Annotated in this window: 14 protein-coding genes; 7 read left to right on the top strand and 7 right to left on the bottom strand. The window is 74.6% G+C overall.

Features of this window, described 5'->3' with window-relative positions; translation table 11 throughout:
• The 3 genes from resB (at position 1) to ACZ3J7_RS24040 (ending at position 3340) form a co-directional block, all read left to right on the top strand.
• Positions 1–1740, top strand: coding sequence for a cytochrome c biogenesis protein ResB (gene resB / locus ACZ3J7_RS24050; protein WP_465624533.1), 1740 nt, complete (start codon positions 1–3; stop codon positions 1738–1740).
• A gap of 3 nt (positions 1741–1743) precedes the next feature.
• A complete protein-coding gene (ccsB, locus tag ACZ3J7_RS24045; RefSeq protein ID WP_465624531.1) occupies positions 1744–2865 on the top strand; it encodes a c-type cytochrome biogenesis protein CcsB in 1122 nt (373 codons plus the stop codon).
• A 70-nt stretch (positions 2866–2935) separates the two neighbouring features.
• Positions 2936–3340: a hypothetical protein gene (locus tag ACZ3J7_RS24040; protein WP_465624529.1), complete on the top strand. Its 405-nt coding sequence runs from the start codon at positions 2936–2938 to the stop codon at positions 3338–3340.
• 81 nt (positions 3341–3421) lie between these two features.
• Here ACZ3J7_RS24040 and ACZ3J7_RS24035 read toward each other — a convergent pair whose 3' ends face one another.
• The 3 genes from ACZ3J7_RS24035 to ACZ3J7_RS24025 form a co-directional block, all read right to left on the bottom strand.
• Positions 3422–3622 carry an acyl-CoA carboxylase epsilon subunit gene (locus ACZ3J7_RS24035; RefSeq protein ID WP_285736997.1) on the bottom strand — a complete coding sequence of 67 codons (201 nt, stop codon included), beginning with the start codon at positions 3620–3622 and terminating at the stop codon, positions 3422–3424.
• Positions 3623–3679: 57 nt separating this feature from the next.
• A complete protein-coding gene (locus ACZ3J7_RS24030) occupies positions 3680–5272 on the bottom strand; it encodes an acyl-CoA carboxylase subunit beta (protein WP_465624526.1) in 1593 nt (530 codons plus the stop codon).
• A 351-nt stretch (positions 5273–5623) separates the two neighbouring features.
• Positions 5624–6022, bottom strand: coding sequence for a PLD nuclease N-terminal domain-containing protein (locus ACZ3J7_RS24025; protein WP_465624525.1), 399 nt, complete (start codon positions 6020–6022; stop codon positions 5624–5626).
• Between the two features lie 92 nt (positions 6023–6114).
• On the opposite strand from ACZ3J7_RS24025, the gene ACZ3J7_RS24020 reads away from it, so the two are divergent.
• From ACZ3J7_RS24020 to ACZ3J7_RS24005, 4 genes are all read left to right on the top strand, one after another.
• On the top strand, positions 6115–7572 hold the full coding sequence (locus tag ACZ3J7_RS24020) for a menaquinone biosynthesis decarboxylase (RefSeq protein ID WP_465624523.1): 1458 nt from the start codon (positions 6115–6117) through the stop codon (positions 7570–7572).
• Positions 7572–8474 carry a menaquinone biosynthesis prenyltransferase MqnP gene (gene mqnP, locus ACZ3J7_RS24015; protein WP_465624521.1) on the top strand — a complete coding sequence of 301 codons (903 nt, stop codon included), beginning with the start codon at positions 7572–7574 and terminating at the stop codon, positions 8472–8474. Before ACZ3J7_RS24020 ends, mqnP begins: the two co-directional genes overlap by 1 nt.
• Positions 8475–8579: 105 nt before the next feature.
• Entirely contained in the window at positions 8580–10292 is a 1713-nt protein-coding gene (locus tag ACZ3J7_RS24010; protein WP_465624519.1) for an RNA ligase family protein, read from the top strand.
• On the top strand, positions 10292–12991 hold the full coding sequence (locus tag ACZ3J7_RS24005) for an RNA repair domain-containing protein (RefSeq protein WP_465624518.1): 2700 nt from the start codon (positions 10292–10294) through the stop codon (positions 12989–12991). Before ACZ3J7_RS24010 ends, ACZ3J7_RS24005 begins: the two co-directional genes overlap by 1 nt.
• Positions 12992–13170: 179 nt before the next feature.
• Here the strand turns inward: ACZ3J7_RS24005 and ACZ3J7_RS24000 are convergent, their stop codons facing one another.
• The 4 genes from ACZ3J7_RS24000 to ACZ3J7_RS23985 are packed head-to-tail and all read right to left on the bottom strand — an operon-like array spanning position 13171 to position 18721.
• Entirely contained in the window at positions 13171–15825 is a 2655-nt protein-coding gene (locus tag ACZ3J7_RS24000) for a fumarate reductase/succinate dehydrogenase flavoprotein subunit (RefSeq protein WP_465624517.1), read from the bottom strand.
• 12 nt (positions 15826–15837) lie between these two features.
• Positions 15838–16563, bottom strand: coding sequence for an ABC transporter ATP-binding protein (locus tag ACZ3J7_RS23995; RefSeq protein ID WP_465624515.1), 726 nt, complete (start codon positions 16561–16563; stop codon positions 15838–15840).
• Positions 16560–17345, bottom strand: a complete 786-nt coding sequence (locus ACZ3J7_RS23990; protein ID WP_465624513.1) for an ABC transporter permease — start codon at positions 17343–17345, stop codon at positions 16560–16562. Before ACZ3J7_RS23990 ends, ACZ3J7_RS23995 begins: the two co-directional genes overlap by 4 nt.
• The gene (locus ACZ3J7_RS23985; protein WP_465624511.1) at positions 17342–18721 is read right to left on the bottom strand and encodes an ABC transporter substrate-binding protein; all 1380 of its coding nucleotides are present in this window, start codon (positions 18719–18721) and stop codon (positions 17342–17344) included. Before ACZ3J7_RS23985 ends, ACZ3J7_RS23990 begins: the two co-directional genes overlap by 4 nt.

Below are 18721 nucleotides of genomic sequence, written 5' to 3'. Positions count from 1 at the left end.
GTGAGCGACACGAAGACCAGCAGCCAGCCGGCCGACGCCGCGGAGGACCCCGACGTCGAACGGCTCAGCACCGCGCCCGAGGAGAACGACGCCGCCCCGGTCGGGATAGGCGTGCTGGGCTGGCTGCGCTGGTTCTGGCGGCAGCTGACCTCGATGCGGGTCGCCCTGCTGCTGCTGTTCCTGCTGTCGCTGGCGGCCATCCCCGGCTCGCTGGTGCCGCAGAACACCAACGCGTTCAAGGTCGCGGCGTGGAAGGACGACCACCGGGGCGTCGCCCCGCTCTTCGAGAAGCTCCAGCTCTTCGACGTGTACAGCTCGGTGTGGTTCTCCGCGATCTACATCCTGCTGTTCGTCTCGCTGGCCGGCTGCATCCTGCCGCGCACCTGGCAGTTCGTCGGCGTGCTGCGCGCCCGGCCGCCGGCCGCCCCGCGCAACCTGACCCGGATGCCGGTCTACGCGGCCTGGCACACCGACGCCGCCCCCGACGCGGTCAACGCGGCCGCGCACCGGCTGCTGCGCGCGCGCGGCTTCCGGGCCGCCGCCGGCCGCGGCTCGGTGGCCGCCGAGAAGGGCTACCTGCGCGAGGTCGGCAACCTGCTGTTCCACTTCGCGCTGTTCGCCCTGCTCACCGGCTTCGCCTGGGCCAGCCTGGCCAGCGGCTCCGGCACCAAGATCGTGCTGGAGGGCCAGGGCTACTCCAACACCACCACCCAGCTCGACGACTTCACCGGCTCCCGGTTCTACGGCGTCGACGACCTGGACGCCTTCGGCTTCAAACTGGACGGCTTCACCGCCGACTTCCAGACCTCGGGCCCGGCGGCCGGCACCGCCAAGGAGTTCGTCGCCAACGTCCGCTACTGGGAGGGCGCCGACCCCGGCAAGCAGAAGAACGCCAGGATCGAGGTCAACCACCCGCTGGAGGTGGGCGGTTCCAAGGTCTTCCTGACCGCGCACGGCTTCGCCCCGGTGGTGACCGTCCGCAACGCCAAGGACGAGGTGGTCTACCGGGGCCCGACGGTGTTCCTGCCGCAGGACTCCAACGTCACCTCGCCCGGCGTGATCAAGGTCAACGACTACGGCACCGGCCCGGACGGCGAGCGGACCCAGCTCGCCCTCAGCGGCTACTTCCTACCCACCGCGCCGGACAACTTCCAGCAGACCGGCCGCCCGCTGTCGGTCTTCCCGGCGGCCGCCAACCCGCTGCTGGTGCTCAACGCGTACGTCGGCGACCTGCGCACCGACAGCGGCCTGCCGCAGAACGTGTACGAGCTCGACGACAAGGCGATGACCCAGCTGAAGGTCAACGGCGCGCCCGCCTCCGTCCCGCTCAAGGTCGGCGAGGGCTGGCAGCTGCCGGACGGCTACGGCAGCGTCACCTTCGACGGCTACCAGCAGTGGGCCAACTTCACCGTCTCGCACCGCCCCGGCAACGGGGTCGCGCTGGTCGGCGCGGTCGCCGCGATCCTCGGCCTGATCGGCTCGCTGTTCGTCCAGCGCCGCCGGATCTGGGTCCGGGCCACCGCCGGCCCCGACGGCCGCACCCTGGTCGAGGTCGCCGGCCTCGGCCGCAGCGAGTCCAACCGCACCGCCGAGGAGCTCGCCGAGCTCGCCGTCGACCTGCAGGACGACGCACCCGCCGCCGAGGAACCGACCGGCTCCGACGGCCCCGAAGACGACGCACCCGCCGCGACCGACCCCCCGGCCGCGACCGTCCCCACCGCCCCGGAAACCAAGGAGTAGACGGTGCTGCTCGCGCAGGTCAACACCCAGTTGGCCCAGACTTCCAACAACCTGATCTATTCGGCGATGGCCGTCTACACCCTGGCCATGTTCGCCCAGATGATCGAGTGGACCTTCGGGTCCAAGGGCGGCGTCGCCGTCCGCTCCGCGCAGCAGGGCTCCCTCGCGGAGTCGGTCGCCGAGTCCGTGGCCGCGGCCAAGGGCGTCCGCAAGGTCACCGTCACCGTCGCCTCCCAGGGCGGCGGCACCACCACCCTGACCCGCACCGCGCTCGCCGACGCCGGGGCCACCACGGTCACCAGCGGCCGCGGCGACGACGGCCCGGCCGACGGCCCCGGCCCGGCCGGCACCAGCGAGAAGGCCGACATGGCCGGCCGGATCGCGGTCTCGCTCACCGTCCTCGGCCTGCTGCTGCACACCGGCGGCGTGGTCACCCGCGGCCTGTCGGTGATGCGCTGGCCGTGGGGCAACATGTACGAGTTCTCCTGCGCCTTCGCCCTGATGATGGTCGCCACCTACGTGGTCATGCTGGCCGCGAAGAAGAACGTCCGCTGGCTCGGCCTGCCCGTGGTGATCGCCGCGCTGCTCTTCCTGGGCATCGCCGTCACCGTCCTGTACACCGACTCCGAGCAGCTCGTCCCCGCCCTGCACTCGTACTGGCTGGGCATCCACGTCTCCACCGCGATCATCTGCGGCGGCGCCTTCTTCGCGGCGTTCATCGCCACCGGCGCCTACCTGCTCAAGGACCGCCACGAGCACCGCGTCGCGGCCGGGCTGACCGTCCGCGCCGCCAACCTGATGGAGCGGCTGCCCGCCTCCGGGACGCTCGACAAGCTCTCCTACCGGATCAACGCCCTGGTCTTCCCGCTCTGGACGTTCACCATCATCGCGGGCGCGATCTGGGCCGAGGCCGCCTGGGGCAAGTACTGGGAGTGGGACCCGAAGGAGACCTGGTCCTTCATCACCTGGGTCGCCTACGCCGCCTACCTGCACGCCCGCGCCACCGCCGGCTGGCGCGGCCGCAAGGCCGCCTACCTGGCCCTGCTCGCCTTCGCCTGCTGGCTGTTCAACTACTACGGCGTCAACATCTTCGTCACCGGCAAGCACTCCTACGCCGGCGTCTGACGCCGCCCCGGCACACCCGTCCCACCACCCCACCACCCACGCACCACAAAGCCGCGAGGAGGGCCGCACCATGGAGTGCGACGAGGTCATCATGACCGTCCGAATCACCGCAGCGGAACGCACGCTGCTGCGACGGCTCGCCCAGGGCCACCACAGCGACGTCTCCGAAGTCGTCGCCGACGGGCTGCTGGACGTCCTGCCCACCCTGCACTGCCCGGCGGACGCCTACCGGCTGCTCGCCGCCATCACCCCCCCGGCGCCCTGCGCGCTCACCGTCTGGCTCCCCACCGAGCTGGCCGACCTGCTCACCATCGCCACCGCGCGGATCGCCCAGTCCACCGGCGTCCGGCTCGGCTCGTCCTGCATCATGCTCGGCGCCGCGGTCCGGCTCTGGCTGGCCCAGGACCCGCAGCGGCTGGCGGCCAACCTCACCACCATGCACGCCGGCCGGCCGGCCGCGCTGGCCGCCGCGTAGGGCTCCGCGAGGAGCACGCGCGCGGGGGCCGGAAGCGATCTCCTCGCTTCCGGCCCCCGCGCGCACACGCGTCCGCGGCCGTTACGCGGCCTGCTGCCAGCTGACCGGGGAGAAGTAGGCCGGGCGGCGCTCGACGCGCGACCAGGTGGCGATCGGTTCGACGGCCGGGGCGGCGGCGGTGGCGGCGGCCACCGCGGCCCGGGCGGCCAGGACGGCGGTCAGGGCGGCCAGTTCTTCGGCGGTCAGCGAGCCGCGGACGACGCGGACGAGAGGTTCGCTCATGGTTCCTGTTCTCCCCCAAGCTTGATTCGGAAAGGTTTCGGCGCGCTTGACCGGTCGTTACATCGGCGGGTTGCCGTGCTTGCGGCTGGGCAGGTCGGCGTGCTTGGTGCGGAGCATGGCCAGCGAGGAGGCGAGCACCGCGCGGGTCTCCGCGGGGTCGATGACGTCGTCCACGAGGCCGCGCTCGGCCGCGTAGTACGGGTGCATCAGCTCGCTCTTGTACTCCTTGATCTTCTGCGCGCGGGTCGCCTCCGGGTCCTCGGAGCCGTTGATGTCGCGGCGGAAGATGACGTTCGCGGCGCCCTCGGCGCCCATCACGGCGATCTCGTTGGTCGGCCAGGCGAACGACAGGTCGGCGCCGATCGAGCGGGAGTCCATCACGATGTACGCGCCGCCGTACGCCTTGCGCAGGATCAGCTGGATCCGCGGCACGGTGGCGTTGCAGTACGCGTAGAGCAGCTTCGCGCCGTGCCGGATGATGCCGTCGTGCTCCTGGTCGACGCCGGGCAGGAAGCCGGGCACGTCGAGCATGGTGACCAGCGGGATGTTGAAGGCGTCGCACATCTGCACGAAGCGCGCGGACTTCTCGCTGGCGTTGATGTCCAGGACGCCGGCCAGCGACTGCGGCTGGTTGGCGATGATGCCGACCACGTGGCCGTCGACCCGGGCCAGCGCGCAGATCACGTTGGTGGCCCAGCGCTCGTGGACCTCCAGGTACTCGCCGTGGTCGACGACCTCCTCGATCACCTTGCGCATGTCGTACGGGCGGTTGCCGTCCGCCGGGACGAGGTCGAGCAGCGAGTCGTTGCGGCGCTCCACCGGGTCGTCGCTCGGCACCGACGGCGGCATCTCGCGGTTGTTCTGCGGCAGCAGCGACAGCAGGTAGCGGACCTCTTCGATGCAGGACTGCTCGTCGTCGTAGACGAAGTGCGACACGCCCGAGACCGAGGAGTGCACGTCGGCGCCGCCGAGGCCGTTCTGCGAGATCTCCTCGCCGGTGACCGCCTTGACGACGTCCGGGCCGGTGATGAACATCTGCGAGGTCTCGCGGACCATGAACACGAAGTCGGTGAGGGCGGGGCTGTAGGCCGCGCCGCCCGCGCACGGGCCGAGCATCACGGAGATCTGCGGGATCACGCCGGAGGCCCGGGTGTTGCGCTGGAAGATGCCGCCGTAGCCGGCCAGCGCGGTGACGCCCTCCTGGATGCGGGCGCCGGCGCCGTCGTTCAGCGACACCAGCGGCGCGCCGGCCGCGATGGCCATGTCCATGATCTTGTGGATCTTCTGCGCGTGGGCCTCGCCCAGCGCGCCGCCGAAGATCCGGAAGTCGTGGGCGTAGGTGAAGACGGTCCGGCCGTGCACGGTGCCCCAGCCGACGATCACGCCGTCGGTGTGCGGCTTCTTCGCCTCCAGGCCGAAGCCCTGGGCGCGGTGCCGGCGCAGCGGCTCCACCTCGTGGAAGGAGCCCTCGTCCAGCAGCAGCTCGATGCGCTCCCGGGCGGTCAGCTTGCCCTTGGCGTGCTGCGCCTCGGTGGCCTTCTCGCTCGGCCCGCGGCGGACCTGCTCGCGCAGTTCGTGCAGCTCGGCGACCCGACTACGGGCGTCGGCCGGAGCCTCGTCGCCGACCGGCGCATCGTGCAGGACCGTCATTTCGAACCACTCCAAGCTCGCGTGGGGCAGCGAACACCTCTTCTGTTACGACAGTACGAGTCAGTGCGCCCGCGTTTCGGCGTCGAATCCGTACAAGGTCGGGAGCCGAACGCTGTACAGGCTCGACATAAGGGGGCGCACGGGGCTACCGCCGGGTCGCCGCGGACGGGTGTCCGGGCATGCCTCGGAGAGGGGGTGGGGGAACGGTCGAACCGGCAGGTCAACGGCCGGATCGCGGGCGCGCGGAGGCGGCCGGCCGGCCGCCCGTCGACAGGGGCGCACGGGGGCCGGCGGGCCGGGGTCCGGGCCACTCGGCGGGTCCGGATGGTAGGGATGCGCCAAAAGGCGTGATCAGGACCTGGGGCGGTCCTCGTCCTCGGGCCGGTCGCCGTCGCGGCGCAGCTCCTCCTCGCGGCGGCGCAGGTCCGCCTCCCACTGCTTGAGCATGTCCTCGTGCTGCTCGTTGCCGCGCTTCAGCGAGGCCAGGAACTCCGGGTCGTCGTCCGGCGCGAGCGGGCGGCGGGGGCGCTCGCGCTCCGGGTACCCGGCGGTCGGGCCGGACGGCCAGGCACCCCGGCGGCGGGCGCCGGTGCGGTCGCGGCCGGCCACCAGCCAGGCGATCGAGCCGACCAGCGGGAAGAACAGCACGACGATCACCCAGACCACCTTCGGCAGGTGGCGTATCTCGTCCTCGGGGGTGGTCAGGCAGTCGATGAACGCCCACACCCACAGGGCCAGCAGCGCCACCATGGGCACGACTCTCAGCACAGCGCAGATCTCCGGTGAAGTTCGGACAGGACCCTTGGCGGGCTCAGGTTAGCCCGTACCGGATACTGGCAGGTATGGCATACGACGATCTCCGTTCCTTCCTCCGGGCGCTGGAGCGGGAAGGCGACCTGAAACGGATCAAGGTCGAGGTCGACCCCCACCTGGAGGTCGGCGAGATCGTCGACCGGGTGCAGAAGGCCAAGGGCCCCGCGCTGCTCTTCGAGAACGTCAAGGGCTCGGCGATGCCGCTGGCCGTGAACGTCTTCGGCACCGAGCGGCGGCTGTCCAAGGCGCTCGGCCTCAAGTCGCCCGACGACATCGCCGAGAAGATCGGCGGCCTGCTCAAGCCCGAACTCCCGCAGGGCTTCACCGGCTTCCGGGAGGCGTTCGGCAAGCTCGCCTCGATGGCGCACGTCCCGCCGCGGAACGTGAAGTCCGCCGACGCGCCCGTCCACGAGGTGGTGCTCACCGGCGACGACGTCGACCTGGAGCGGCTGCCCGCGCTGTTCACCTGGCCGCTGGACGGCGGCTCCTTCTTCAACCTCGGGCTCACCCACACCAAGGACCCGGACTCCGGCGTCCGCAACCTCGGCCTGTACCGGCTGCAACGGCACGACAAGCGGACCATCGGCATGCACTGGCAGATCCACAAGGACAGCCGCAACCACGCCGCGGTGGCCGCCAAGCGCGGCGAGAAGCTGCCCGTCGCGATCGCCTTCGGCTGCCCGCCCGCCGTCACCTACGCCGCCACCGCGCCGCTGCCCGGCGACATCGACGAGTACCTGTTCGCCGGGTTCGTCGCGGGCGAGCGGGTCCGGATGGTCGACTGCAAGACCGTCCCGCTGCAGGTCCCGGCGGACGCCGAGGTGGTGCTGGAGGGCTGGCTGGAGCCCGGCGAGCTGCTGCCCGAGGGTCCGTTCGGCGACCACACCGGCTTCTACACGCCGCAGGAGCCGTTCCCGGCGCTGACCATCGACTGCGTGACGATGCGCCGCCGTCCGCTGCTGCAGTCGATCGTGGTCGGCCGGCCGCCGACCGAGGACGGGCCGCTCGGCAAGTTCACCGAGCGCTTCTTCCTGCCGCTGCTCAAGGTGATCATCCCGGACATCGTCGACTACGACCTGCCCGAGGCCGGCGGCTTCCACAACTGCGTGATCGTCTCGATCGACAAGAAGTACCCGAAGCACGCGCAGAAGGTCATGCACGCCATCTGGGGCGCCCACATGATGTCGCTGACCAAGCTGATCGTCGTGGTGGACGCCGACTGCGACGTGCACGACTACCAGGAGGTCGCCTGGCGGGCCCTGGGCAACGTCGACTACAGCCGGGACCTCTCGGTCGTCGAGGGTCCGGTCGACCACCTCGACCACGCCTCCTACCAGCAGTTCTGGGGCGGCAAGGCGGGCATCGACGCCACCCGCAAGCTCCCCGAGGAGGGCTACACCCGCGACGGCGGCTGGCCCGAGATGGTCGCCTCCGACCCGGAGACCGCCGCCCGGGTCACCCGCCGCTGGAAGGAGTACGGGCTCTGATGACCACCGCCGACGCGTTCGAGGCCCCGCCGAGCCGGACCCGGGCCTTCCTGCGCCTGGTCGCGATCGAGCACTCGGTGTTCGCGCTGCCCTTCGCCTACATCGCCGCGCTCACCGCGATGTTCCTCGCCGACCGGTCGGTGCACTGGCGCGAACTGCTGCTGGTCACCGTCTGCATGGTCGGCCTGCGGACCTTCGCGATGGCCGCCAACCGGATCATCGACCGCGAGATCGACGCCCGGAACCCGCGCACCGCCGGCCGCGAGCTGGTCACCGGCGCCGTCTCGGTGCGCACCGCGTACGTCGGCTCGGCGATCGCGCTGGTGGTCTTCCTCGGCTCGGCGGCGCTGCTGAACCCGCTGTGCCTGCTGCTGGCGCCGGTCGCGGTCGTCCCGATGGTGGTCTACCCGTACGGCAAGCGGTTCACCGACTTCCCGCAGGCGATCCTCGGCCTGGCCCAGGCGATCGGCCCGATCGGGGCCTGGCTGGCGGTCACCGGCAGCTGGTCCTGGGACGCGGTGGTGCTCGGCCTGGCGGTCGGCGTCTGGATCGGCGGCTTCGACCTGATCTACGCCTGCCAGGACGTCGCGGCCGACCGCGGCACGGGCGTGCGCTCCGTCCCGGCCCGGTTCGGGGTGCCCGCCGCGATCACCGGCGCCCGGGTCTGCCACGCGGTCACCACCGTGCTGCTGGCCTGGTACGCGGTGCTGACCGACGCGGGCGCGTTCTTCTGGTGCGGGCTCGCGGTGGTGGCGGGCGCGTTCGTCTACGAGCACACCATCGTGAAGCCGAACGACCTGTCCCGGCTGAACCGGGCGTTCTTCTCCACCAACGGCTTCGTCGGGATCTCGCTGTTCGGCTTCGCGCTGATCGACCTGGTCAGCCGCGGCCTGACGATCTGATCACCGGCAGACCCAGGGGCGCGCGGGCGAACCCGCGCGCCCCTGTCGTGCGTCCCGCGCAAATTCGTTGGCCGGGCCCGGCACCGCGTTCCTAGGGTGGCCCGCATGCGCGTCCCCTACCCGCGGACGCCGCACCTCCCGTGGTCCCCGGGGGCGGCGGCCGACGACGTCCGCAGCGGCGACCCCTCCGGCCTGGCCGGGGCCGAGGTGGTCGTCACCGAGAAGCTCGACGGCGAGAACACCACGCTCTACCGGGACGGCCTGCACGCCCGCTCCCCGGACTCCGGCCACCACCCCTCCCGCGCCTGGGTGAAGGGCCTCCAGGGCCGGATCGGCCCGCACCTCCCGGCCGGCTGGCGGATCTGCGGGGAGAACCTGTACGCCCGGCACTCGCTGGCCTACACCGACCTGGACAGCTGGTTCCACGGCTTCTCGGTCTGGACCGACCGGGACCGCTGCCTCGACTGGGACGCCACCGTCCGCTTCCTGCACCGCCTCGGCGTGCCCACGCCCCGGGTGCTGTGGCGCGGCCGCTACGACGAGCGGGCGCTGCGCGCGCTCAGGATCGACCCCGAGCGCCAGGAGGGCTACGTGGTGCGCACGGTCGAGGGCTTCGACCGGGCCGGGTTCGGGCGCCGGGTCGCCAAGTGGGTCCGTCCGCGGCACGTCCGCACCGACACCCACTGGATGCACGCCGCCGTGGTCGAGAACGGCCTCGGCCCGAACGCCCCGCTCTGGCACGTCCGCTCCGGCGGCACCCCGGACGGCGCCGGGCTCGCCGCCGCCCTCGGCCGCTCCCCGTTCACCGGCCTCGACGACGTCACCGCCCGGCTCGACGCCCTCGGCCGCACCGGGAACGCCCGGCTCGACGGCGTCCTCGCCTACGCGCTGCGCGCCGAGCACCGCGCCGCCCTGCTGCCCGCCCTGGCCGGACCGCTCGGCCCGCGCCGGGCCCGCCGGATCGCCGACCTGGTCGGCCTGCACCCCCGGCTCGCCCAGCCGTACCCCGACGAGCGGCGCCGGGCCGGCCTGACCGGCCTCACCGCCGCCGCCGACCTCGGCGTGCTGCACGCCGTCGCCGCCGCCGCGCTGCCCGGGGCCGAGCAGGAGGTCGCCTGGTCCGCCCTGCACGCCGAGGACGCCGGACTGCTCGGCCCCGACCCGCTGGCCCCGCTGCGCACCGGCCTGCGCGAGGCCCTGACCGGCCTCGACCCGGACGTCCGGGACCGCTGCTGGGCCCACGCCCGCGAGGCGTACGGCCTCGGCCGGATCACCACCGTCGAGGAGGCCGTCGCCGCCACCTGGACCTGGCGGGACGGCCGCTTCCCCCGGCTGACGCACCTGTGCGGCCCGTCCGGCAGCGGCAAGTCCACGTACGCGGCGACCCTGCCCGGCACCCGGATCGCGCTGGACGAGCTGCGGGCCGCCCGGGGCTCCCGCGCCGACCAGCGCGACAACCCCGAACTCCTGCGCGCCGGGCTCACCGCACTGGAGGCCGCCCTCGCCGGGAACGGCACCGCCGTCTGGGACGCCACCTCGCTCAACCGCCACCAGCGCGGCCACGTGCACGCGATCGCCGAGCGCCGCGGCGCGCTGCTCACCCAGGTGGTCGCGGTCGTCGACCCGGCCGAGCTCGTCCGCCGCAACGCCACCCGCCCGCACCCCGTCCCGGCCGAGGTGCTCACCGCCCAACTGCACCGCTGGAGCCCGCCCTACCCCGGACAGGCCCACCGCACCCGCTACCTCGGCGCCGACGGCACCGTGGTGGACGGCGCGGGGTCCCTGGACGCCGCGGACGGCGCGGAGGAGGAGGACTGATGCGACCGATCGAGCAGATCTGCCAACGCGTCCGCTGGGACGACCGGTTCGACCCGGCCCGGTTCACGCTCGGCGTCCGGCAGCGCGACGACCGGATCACCCGCGTCCCGCTGGAGAGCTTCACCGCCGCCGGGGACGTGCCCTGGCACCGCGTCCGGCACGTCGAGGCGGACGGGCAGGTGGTCTGGGACCGCGAGACCGGCACCGACCTGCTCGACACCACCACCGCCGGACGGCGCACCGCCCCGCGCGCGCTGCCCGCGCCGTTCTTCACCCCGAGCACCCCGCACGCCTGGCACCCCGGGCGCGGCTGGCGGCCCACCGGAGCCGGAGCCGGGGCTGGGGCTGGGGCTGGGGCCGGAGCCGGGGCGGTCGGGCGGCTGCGGGTGGTCACCTGGAACACCCTGTGGGACCGCTACGACCCCGAGCTGATCCACACCGCCCGCCGCCGCCCGCTGCTGCTCGCCGCGCTGGAGGCCGCCGACGCCGACCTGATCGCCCTCCAGGAGGTCGAACCGGCCCTGGTGAAGCTGCTGCTGGCGCAGGACTGGGTGCGCGCCGGCTACACCCTGGGCGCCGACCCGTTCGGCCGGGAGATCGACCAGCACGGCCTGCTGCTGCTCAGCCGCCTGCCCGTCCAGGAGGCCGGGCGGCACCCGCTCGGCCCGCACAAGGCCGTCACCGCCGTCACCGTCCACACCGCCGCCGGGCCGCTCACCGTCGCCGCCGTCCACCTCAGCAGCGACCACTCGCCCGCCGCCGCCGACCGCCGCCGCGCCGAACTCGCCACCCTCGCCGAGGGGTTCGCCGCCGTCGGGGGCGAACTGCTGGTGCTCGGCGACTTCAACGACACCACCGCCGCGCCCGCCACCGCCCTCGGCCTGCGCGACACCTGGACCGAGGCGCACGGCCCCGAGGACCACACCCCCACCTTCGACCCCGTCGCCAACCCGCTCGCCGCCGTCTCCTCCCGCACCGGCCGGCCCGGCCGGCTGGACCGCGTCCTGCTCCGCCCCGGCCGCCCGCGCACCGCCGCCGCCCGGCTGCTCGGCCACCGCCCCGGCCCCGACGGCCTACACCCCTCCGACCACTACGGCCTCGCCGTCGACCTCGACCTGGACGCCGCCCCCGGCCGGCTCGACGCCCCCACCACCGCCCGCACCGCCGTCGCCTGGCTGCCGCCCGCCCACCTCTGGCCGCCCCTCCAGCGCCTGCGCGCCCGGCACGACCCGCACCACGACCGCTGGCCGCCGCACGTCACCCTGCTGCCCGCCTTCGTCGCCGAGCACGAGTTCGACCGGGCGCTGCCGCTGCTCGCCGAGGCCGCCGCCGAGATCCCGCCGTTCACCGCCCGGTTGGCGGGCGTCCGGAGCTTCGAGCGGCCCGGCACCGGCACCGGCACCCGCTGGCTCGACCCGGCGGCCGGCCCCGGCACCGGCTGGACGGACCTGCACCGCGCCCTGCGGCGCCGCTTCCCGCAGTGCCGCACCCACGAGGACGGCTACCGGCCGCACCTGACCCTCGGCCAGGGCTCCTTCCCCACCGACGAGTTGACGCCGACGACGGTCGAGGTCGGCGAGTTCGTGCTGCTCTCCCGGCGCGGCGACGGGCCGATGACCCCGCGCGCCGTCGTCACCCTCGGCACCGGCGCGGTCCGCGAGCTCCCGGAGCCGGTCGCGGTCGCCGATCCCGTCGAACCCCGTCCGGACGTCCACGAGTTGACCGCCCGGATCGCCGCCGTCCTACCCGGCGGGACCCACCTGGCCGGCTCCCGCCGGATGCGCTGCCACGCGCCCGGCGCCGACCTCGACCTGGTCGCCGTCCTGCCCGGGCCCGTCCGACCGGCCGTGATCGCGCGGAAGGTGGCGGACGCCCTGCCCGAGGCCCGCAACCTCCGGGAAGTGCACGGCGCCCGCGTCCCCGGCCTGCGGCTGGACGTGGCCGGCCTCGCCGTCGACCTGGTGCTCGCCCCCGCCGCCGACTCCGCGATCGCCTACAGCGCCGTCACCGACGCCGACGCGGTGCTGGCCGCCGTCGGCCCCCGCCACGCCGCCTTCGCCGCGCTCACCCGCCGGGTCAAGGCCTGGGCGTCCGTCCGCGGCCTGACCTCCGCGCCCTTCGGCCACCTCCCCTCCCTCGCCTGGACGGTGCTCGCCGCCCGGACCGTCGTCGGAACGACCACCGAGGACCCCGCCGAGCTGTTCGGGCACTTCACCGCGGTCTGGGCCGCGCACGACTGGCGCCACCCCGTCACCCTGCACGGCGGCCCCGCCACCCCGCAGCCCGACCCCGTCACCGTCTACACCCCCACCGCCCCCGTCCGCAGCTGCACCACCCAGGTCGGCGCCGGCACCCGCGACCTCCTCACCGAGGAGCTCTACCGCGCCTGGGAACTCGGCCCCGACCACCCCGACCTCCTCACCCCGCCCCCGCTCCACCGCCGCCACGCCGCCTGGCTCCTGCTCACCCCCGCCCCCGACCGCCTCGGTCCCACCCGGGGCCGCCTCCGCGCCCTGCTCACCGCCCTCGACCCGCACGCCCCCGCCCACCACGCCTGGCCCCACCCCCTCCCCGGCCCCACCCTCGCCATCGGCCTCGGCCCCACCCCGCCCACCCCGGAGACCCTCGCCCCGCTCCTGCGCCACACCCTCCCGGACGTCCCCGCCCGCCGCGTTCCCGGCGGGGAGCTCGCCTTCTAGACGGACGAGGAGCGGCACCGGGGACCCGGGCGACGACGGGCCCGCGCTGCCGCGCGCCGGTTCCCCCCGGAGGGCCCGTACCGCCGTGTGCCGCCGCCGACGGGGACCGGGGACGGCGCAACGCCTCCGGTCCCCGGCCCCCCGGCCCGTCCGGGCCTCCGGAGGCCCGTCCGGGCCTCCTACGCCCCCTTGAGCGCCAGCCGCGCGTACGCCCGGACGTCCGCGTCCCCGTCCGCCAGGCGTTCGCGCAGGGCCGCGTCGACCGGCGGCTCCCCGGCGCCCGCCGCCATCGCCCGGACGGCGGCCTTGCGGACGTCCGCGTTCTCGTCCGCCGCCAGGGCCGCCAGCGCGGCCCAGCGCCCGGCCGCGCCGAGGACGCCCGCGGCGGCCTTCCGGACCTGCCAGGCCGGGTCCGGGCGCTGGGCCAGGTCGGCCAGTCCCGCTCCGCCGAGGCCGGCCGCGCCGGTGAGGGCCCCGGCCCGGACCAGCGGGTCGGGGTCCTCGGCGAGCCCGGCCAGCACCCGCGCGGAGGCGGCGTCGCCGATCACGCCGAGGCCCTCGCCGACGGCGACCCGCACCTCGCGGGCGACGTCCGCCGCGCCGGCGGCCAGCGCGTCCGCCGCGTCCAGCGAGACCAGCCCGCGGACGGCCTGCAGCCGCACCGGCGTCTGCGCGTCGCGCAGCCCGGCGGCGAACAGCGGGACCGACCCGCCGCGCAGCACCCGGGCGAGTTCCAGGACGCCCGCCCGCACCACCGGGTCGGGGGAGCCGGCCGCACCGGCCAGCGCGGTCCCGAGCGCCGGGTCGAGGACCTCCACCAGCTCCCGCAGGCCGGAGACGGCCGCGCCGCGGACCCGCCCGTCGGGGTCGCCGAGCGCGGCGACCAGCGCGCGGCCGGTGCCCTCGGGGGTGTGCTCGGTGAGCGCGGCGACGGCGGCCAGCCGGACGTCCGGGTCGGGGTCGGTCAGGTAGTCGACGACCGCCGCGCCCTCGGCCCGCAGCACCTCCAGCACCCGGCCCCGCGGCTTCGCCGCGCCGGGGGCCGCCGTCCGGTCCGCCGCCGAGGCGCTCGTCCCGGTGCGGCCGACCACCATCGCCTCGACGGTGCCGAGCAGGTCGACCTCGCCGCCGGGCGGCTCCAGCCCGTCGACGGGGACGAGGTAGGGCGCGACCGGCCGGGTCAGGAACTCCATCGCGCCGTCGGCCCGCTTGCGCAGGTTGAGGTGCCGGAACCAGCGGGCGTCGTCCTGCGCGGGGCGGTCCAGGCGCTGGTGGTAGAGGCCCCAGCGGGACTCCTCGCGGGCCAGCGAGGCCCGGGCGGCCATCTCCGCGCAGTCCCGGATGAAGTCGACCTCCACCGCCCGCATCAGCTCGTGCGGGGTGCGGGCGCCGATCGAGGCGACCTCGCCGCGCATCCGCTCGAAGTGGTCGAGCGCGACGGAGAGCCGGGCGCCGGTCTTCGGCGGGGCGACGTAGTCGTTGACGAAGCGCCGCAGCTTGTACTCGACCTGCTGCTGCGGCGGCCCGTCGGGGTGCTCCAGCGCCCGGTAGACCAGCCGGTGCGCGTCGGCGACCTGGTCGGCCGGCAGCCCGGCCCGGGCGGCCGGCAGGTGGCCGGCCGCGTGGGTCCCGGCCAGCTCGCCGAAGACGAACGCCCCGATCATGTAGTTGTGCGGCACGCAGGCCAGGTCCCCGGCCGCGTACAGCCCGGGCACCGTGGTCGCCGCGTTCTCGTCCACCCACACGCCGCTCGCGCTGTGGCCGCCGCACAGGCCGATCTCGGAGATGTGCATCTCGACGTCGTGGGTGCGGTAGTCGTGGCCGCGCCCGGCGTGGAAGGTGCCCCGGCTGGGGCGCTCGGTGGTGTGCAGGATCGACTCCAGCGCCCGCACGGTCTCCTCCGGCAGGTGGGTGGTCCGCAGGTACACCGGGCCGCGCTCGGAGGCGAGCTCGACCGCGAACTCGGCCATCATCTGCCCCGACCAGTAGTCGGAGTCGACGAACCGCTCGCCGTGCCGGTTCACCTGGTAGCCGCCGAACGGGTTGGCCACGTACGCGCAGGCCGGGCCGTTGTAGTCCTTGATCAGCGGGTTGATCTGGAAGCACTCGATGCCGGACAGCTCCGCGCCCGCGTGGTACGCCATCGCGTAGCCGTCGCCCGCGTTGGTCGGGTTCTCGTAGGTGCCGTACAGGTAGCCGCTGGCGGGCAGTCCGAGCCGTCCGCACGGCCCGGTGGCCAGCACCACCGCCCCGGCCGAGACCAGCACGAACTCGCCGCTGCGGGTGTCGAACCCGGCCGCGCCGACCGCCCGCCCGCCCTCGGTGAGCACCCGCACCGGCATCACCCGGTTCTCGATGGTGACCCGCTCGCGCATCCGGCGCTCGCGCAGGACGCGGTACAGCACCTTCTTGACGTCCTTGCCCTCCGGCATCGGCAGCACGTACGACCCGGAGCGGTGCACCTGCCGCACCGCGTACTCGCCGTGCTCGTCCTTCTCGAACTTGACGCCGTACCGTTCCAGCCGCCGCACCATGTCGAAGCCGCGCCGGGCGGTCTGCCGGACGGTGGCCTGGTTGACGACGCCGTCGTTGGCCCGGGTGATCTCGGCGACGTACGCGTCCGGGTCGGCCCGGCCCGGGACGATCGCGTTGTTGACGCCGTCCATGCCCATCGCGAGCGCCCCGGAGTGGCGCACGTGCGCCTTCTCCAGCAGCAGGACGCGCGCCCCGGCCTCGGCGGCGGCGATGGCGGCCATCGACCCGGCGGTGCCGCCGCCGACCACCAGGACGTCGCACTCCAGTCGGCGCGCCTCGCTGATCTCGGGTGTGCGCATCTGCCGTGCCTCTCAGGTGGGTGGGGAGTACGGGGTGAGGAGCAGCGCGCGCAGCGCGCTCCGGTCGGCCGCGGGGTCGCGCGGCCCGGGGACGTCGTGCAGGGCGGCCAGGGTGCCGCCGGCCAGCACGGCGACCCGGTCGCCGAGCAGCAGCGCCTCGTCCACGTCGTGGGTGACGAAGACCACCGTGCAGCGCTCCTTCTCCCAGACGGAGAGCAGCAGCCGCTGCATCGCGGCGCGGGTCTGCGGGTCGAGCGCGCCGAACGGCTCGTCCATCAGCACGGCCCTCGGCGCGCCGACCAACGCCCTCGCCAGCTGGACGCGTTGGCGCTGCCCGCCGGACAACTCCCTTGGCAGCCGCTCGCCGTGGCCCTCCAGGCCGACCCGCCCCAGCCAGTCGTCGACCGGGGCGAGCCGCTCGGCGCGGCCCAACCCTGCTATGGACAGCGGTAGTTCGACGTTGCGGCGGACGGTGCGCCAGGGCAGCAGCCCGTCCTCCTGGAACACCAGCGCCCGGTCCGCCCCCGGGCCGGCCAACGGCCGCCCGTCGGCCAGCAGTTCGCCGCCGGTGGGCCGCAGCAGCCCGGCCAGCGCCCGCAGCAGGGTGGACTTGCCGCAGCCGGACGGGCCGAGCACGGTCAGCACCTCGCCCGGGGCGACGTCCAACTCGACGTCCCGCAGCACCGGTCGCCCCGGGTGGCCGACGCTCAGGGCGCGCGCGGTCAGGCGCAGGCTCATGCCCCCACCCCCGCCGGAACCGGGGCGGGCAGCCAGCGGGTGAGCCGCCGGCCGAGCAGCTCTACCGCGCCGGAGGTGGTCCAGCCGAGCAGGCCGATGGTGACCATCCCGACGAACACCCCCGGGTAGTCCAGCACCGTGTACGCGGACCAGGTGCGGTAGCCGACGCCGTACTGGCCGGAGACCATCTCGGCGGAGATCACGCAGATCCACGAGACGCCCAGGCCGACCGACAGCCCGCCGACCACCCCGGGCAGCGCGCCCGGCAGCACCACGCCGAACAGCACCCGCCCGGTCCCGCCGCCCATCGTGCGCACCGCCTCCTCCCAGCGCGGCGGCACCGCCCGCACCGCGTGCCGGGTGGCCACGGTGACCGGGAAGAACGCGGCGGCGCAGGTGATGAACACGATGCCCTGCTCGTTCTCCGGGAACAGCATGATCGCCACCGGGACGAGCGCGATCGCCGGGATCGGCCGGACCAGCTCCAGCACCGGGCCGACCAGGTCGGCGGCGAGCCGCGAACGGGCGGTCAGCACCCCGGCGGTGACGCCGAGCAGCGCGGCCAGCGCGAAGCCGGTGGAGATCCGCCGCAGGCTGTCGGCCAGGTCCTGCCAGTACACGGCGGTGCCGAGCTGCGCCTCCAGCGCGTCGAGGACCTCCAGCACCGTCGGCAGGTGGTCGAACCGCACCCAGGCCTCCACCTTGAAGGCGGTGAGCGCCTGCCACAGCCCGAGGAAGCCGAGCAGCGCCGCCACCCGCAGCAGCCTGCGCCGCGCGCTCACGCGGCGTCCAGCGCTTGCCGGTAGGTCAGCCGGGTGGCGGACGGGTGGGCGGCCAGGTAGGCCCCGGCGCCGTCCTCGGTGGTGAAGGGCTTGAACGCGTCGCCGTCCCGCACCCACCAGTCCTGGTCGGCGAACCAGCGGGTGCCGGTGGCCGCGTCGGGCACGTACGCGGCCCGCAGCTTGCCGGGGTTCGCCTTCACGGCCCGGAGCAGGCAGGTCGGGTCGGCGGCCGGCCGGGTCGCCTGCTCGCCCTCGTACCAGAGCTCGCCGGCCAGCGCCGGGTCGGTGACGGGCCGGCCGCAGACCGGGTCGGTGCCGGTGATCCGGGCGGGTTCGCCGTCGCTCACGCCGGAGTCCTTCAGGTAGGACGGGTCGACGAAGCGGTCCGGGTCGAGCGCCTTGAGCACGCCGACCGAGGTCAGGAACGGCACGTCCGCGCGCAGCGCGGCCAGCAGCCGCGGGTCGAGGGCGGTGGCGAAGGTCGCGATGCCGTTCGGGCCGTTGTAGAGGTACACCACCTCGGGCGGCAGGCCGGTGGCCTCGGCGACGGTCCGCGCGGCGTCCAGCGGGTGCGCGTTGAGGTCGCGGGTGGCGGCGTCCTGGGCGCGCAGGAAGGCCCGGACGACGCCGGGGTGCGCGGTGCCGAACTTCTGCCGCACCACCACGCCGTGCAGGGTCGGCCGGCCGAGCGCCGCGCCGTCGTACAGCAGCCGCCCGTCCCCGGCGAACACCACCGCGGCCGGCCAGGCCACGAACTGGGCCAGCGCGTCGACGGCGTGCGCCTTCAGCGCGGAGGCGCCGACGGCCGGCTGCTGGTTCTGCTTCTGGATGTCGGCCTCGGCGACCCCGGCCGCGGCCAGGGCCTGCACCAGGGTGCCGTCGGAGGCCGAGCCGACCGAGCTGGAGACCTTCTTGCCCTTCAAGTCGGCCAGCGTGTGCGCGGGCGAGTCCTTCGGCACCACGACGGAGTTGAGCGCGCCGAGCAGGTTGTAGCCGGTCACCGACACCAGCCGGGTGCCGGGCCCGCCGGCCGCCTGGGCGCGGGAGCCGTTGATCAGCAGCGGGTAGTCGCCCATCGAACCGATGTCGATCTTGTCGGCGAGCATCTGCGCGGTGATCGGCGCGCCCGCGTCGTAGTCCTGCCAGACCACCCGGTAGCGGTGCCCGTCCTGCTTCCCCAGCTCGGCGAGCTGCTGCTCGAAGAAGCCGCGGGCGCGCAGCAGCGTCCCGGCGGTGACGGTGTTGATGGTCTTCGACTGGTAGCCGACCACCACCTCGACGGTGTCCGAGCCGCCCCCGGAGGAGCAGCCGGCCGCCGCCGCGACCAGTGCCGACGCCAGCGTGACGGCGCTCAACTTCCTTCTGGTACGAGACAT

It is taken from the genome of Kitasatospora sp. NPDC015121, from assembly GCF_055562955.1.
This window is presented reverse-complemented; position numbering and strand designations above follow the sequence as displayed.

Bases quoted from the DNA above. Each gene is read 5' to 3' on its own strand.
- ACZ3J7_RS24040 (WP_465624529.1), top strand. From the start codon at position 2,936: ATGGAGTGCGACGAGGTCATCATGACCGTCCGAATCACCGCAGCGGAA.
- ACZ3J7_RS24035 (WP_285736997.1), bottom strand. From the start codon at position 3,622: ATGAGCGAACCTCTCGTCCGCGTCGTCCGCGGCTCGCTGACCGCCGAA.
- ACZ3J7_RS24030 (WP_465624526.1), bottom strand. From the start codon at position 5,272: ATGACGGTCCTGCACGATGCGCCGGTCGGCGACGAGGCTCCGGCCGAC.
- ACZ3J7_RS24025 (WP_465624525.1), bottom strand. From the start codon at position 6,022: ATGGTGGCGCTGCTGGCCCTGTGGGTGTGGGCGTTCATCGACTGCCTG.
- ACZ3J7_RS24020 (WP_465624523.1), top strand. From the start codon at position 6,115: ATGGCATACGACGATCTCCGTTCCTTCCTCCGGGCGCTGGAGCGGGAA.
- mqnP (WP_465624521.1), top strand. From the start codon at position 7,572: ATGACCACCGCCGACGCGTTCGAGGCCCCGCCGAGCCGGACCCGGGCC.
- ACZ3J7_RS24010 (WP_465624519.1), top strand. From the start codon at position 8,580: ATGCGCGTCCCCTACCCGCGGACGCCGCACCTCCCGTGGTCCCCGGGG.
- ACZ3J7_RS24005 (WP_465624518.1), top strand. From the start codon at position 10,292: ATGCGACCGATCGAGCAGATCTGCCAACGCGTCCGCTGGGACGACCGG.
- ACZ3J7_RS24000 (WP_465624517.1), bottom strand. From the start codon at position 15,825: ATGCGCACACCCGAGATCAGCGAGGCGCGCCGACTGGAGTGCGACGTC.
- ACZ3J7_RS23995 (WP_465624515.1), bottom strand. From the start codon at position 16,563: ATGAGCCTGCGCCTGACCGCGCGCGCCCTGAGCGTCGGCCACCCGGGG.
- ACZ3J7_RS23985 (WP_465624511.1), bottom strand. From the start codon at position 18,721: ATGTCTCGTACCAGAAGGAAGTTGAGCGCCGTCACGCTGGCGTCGGCA.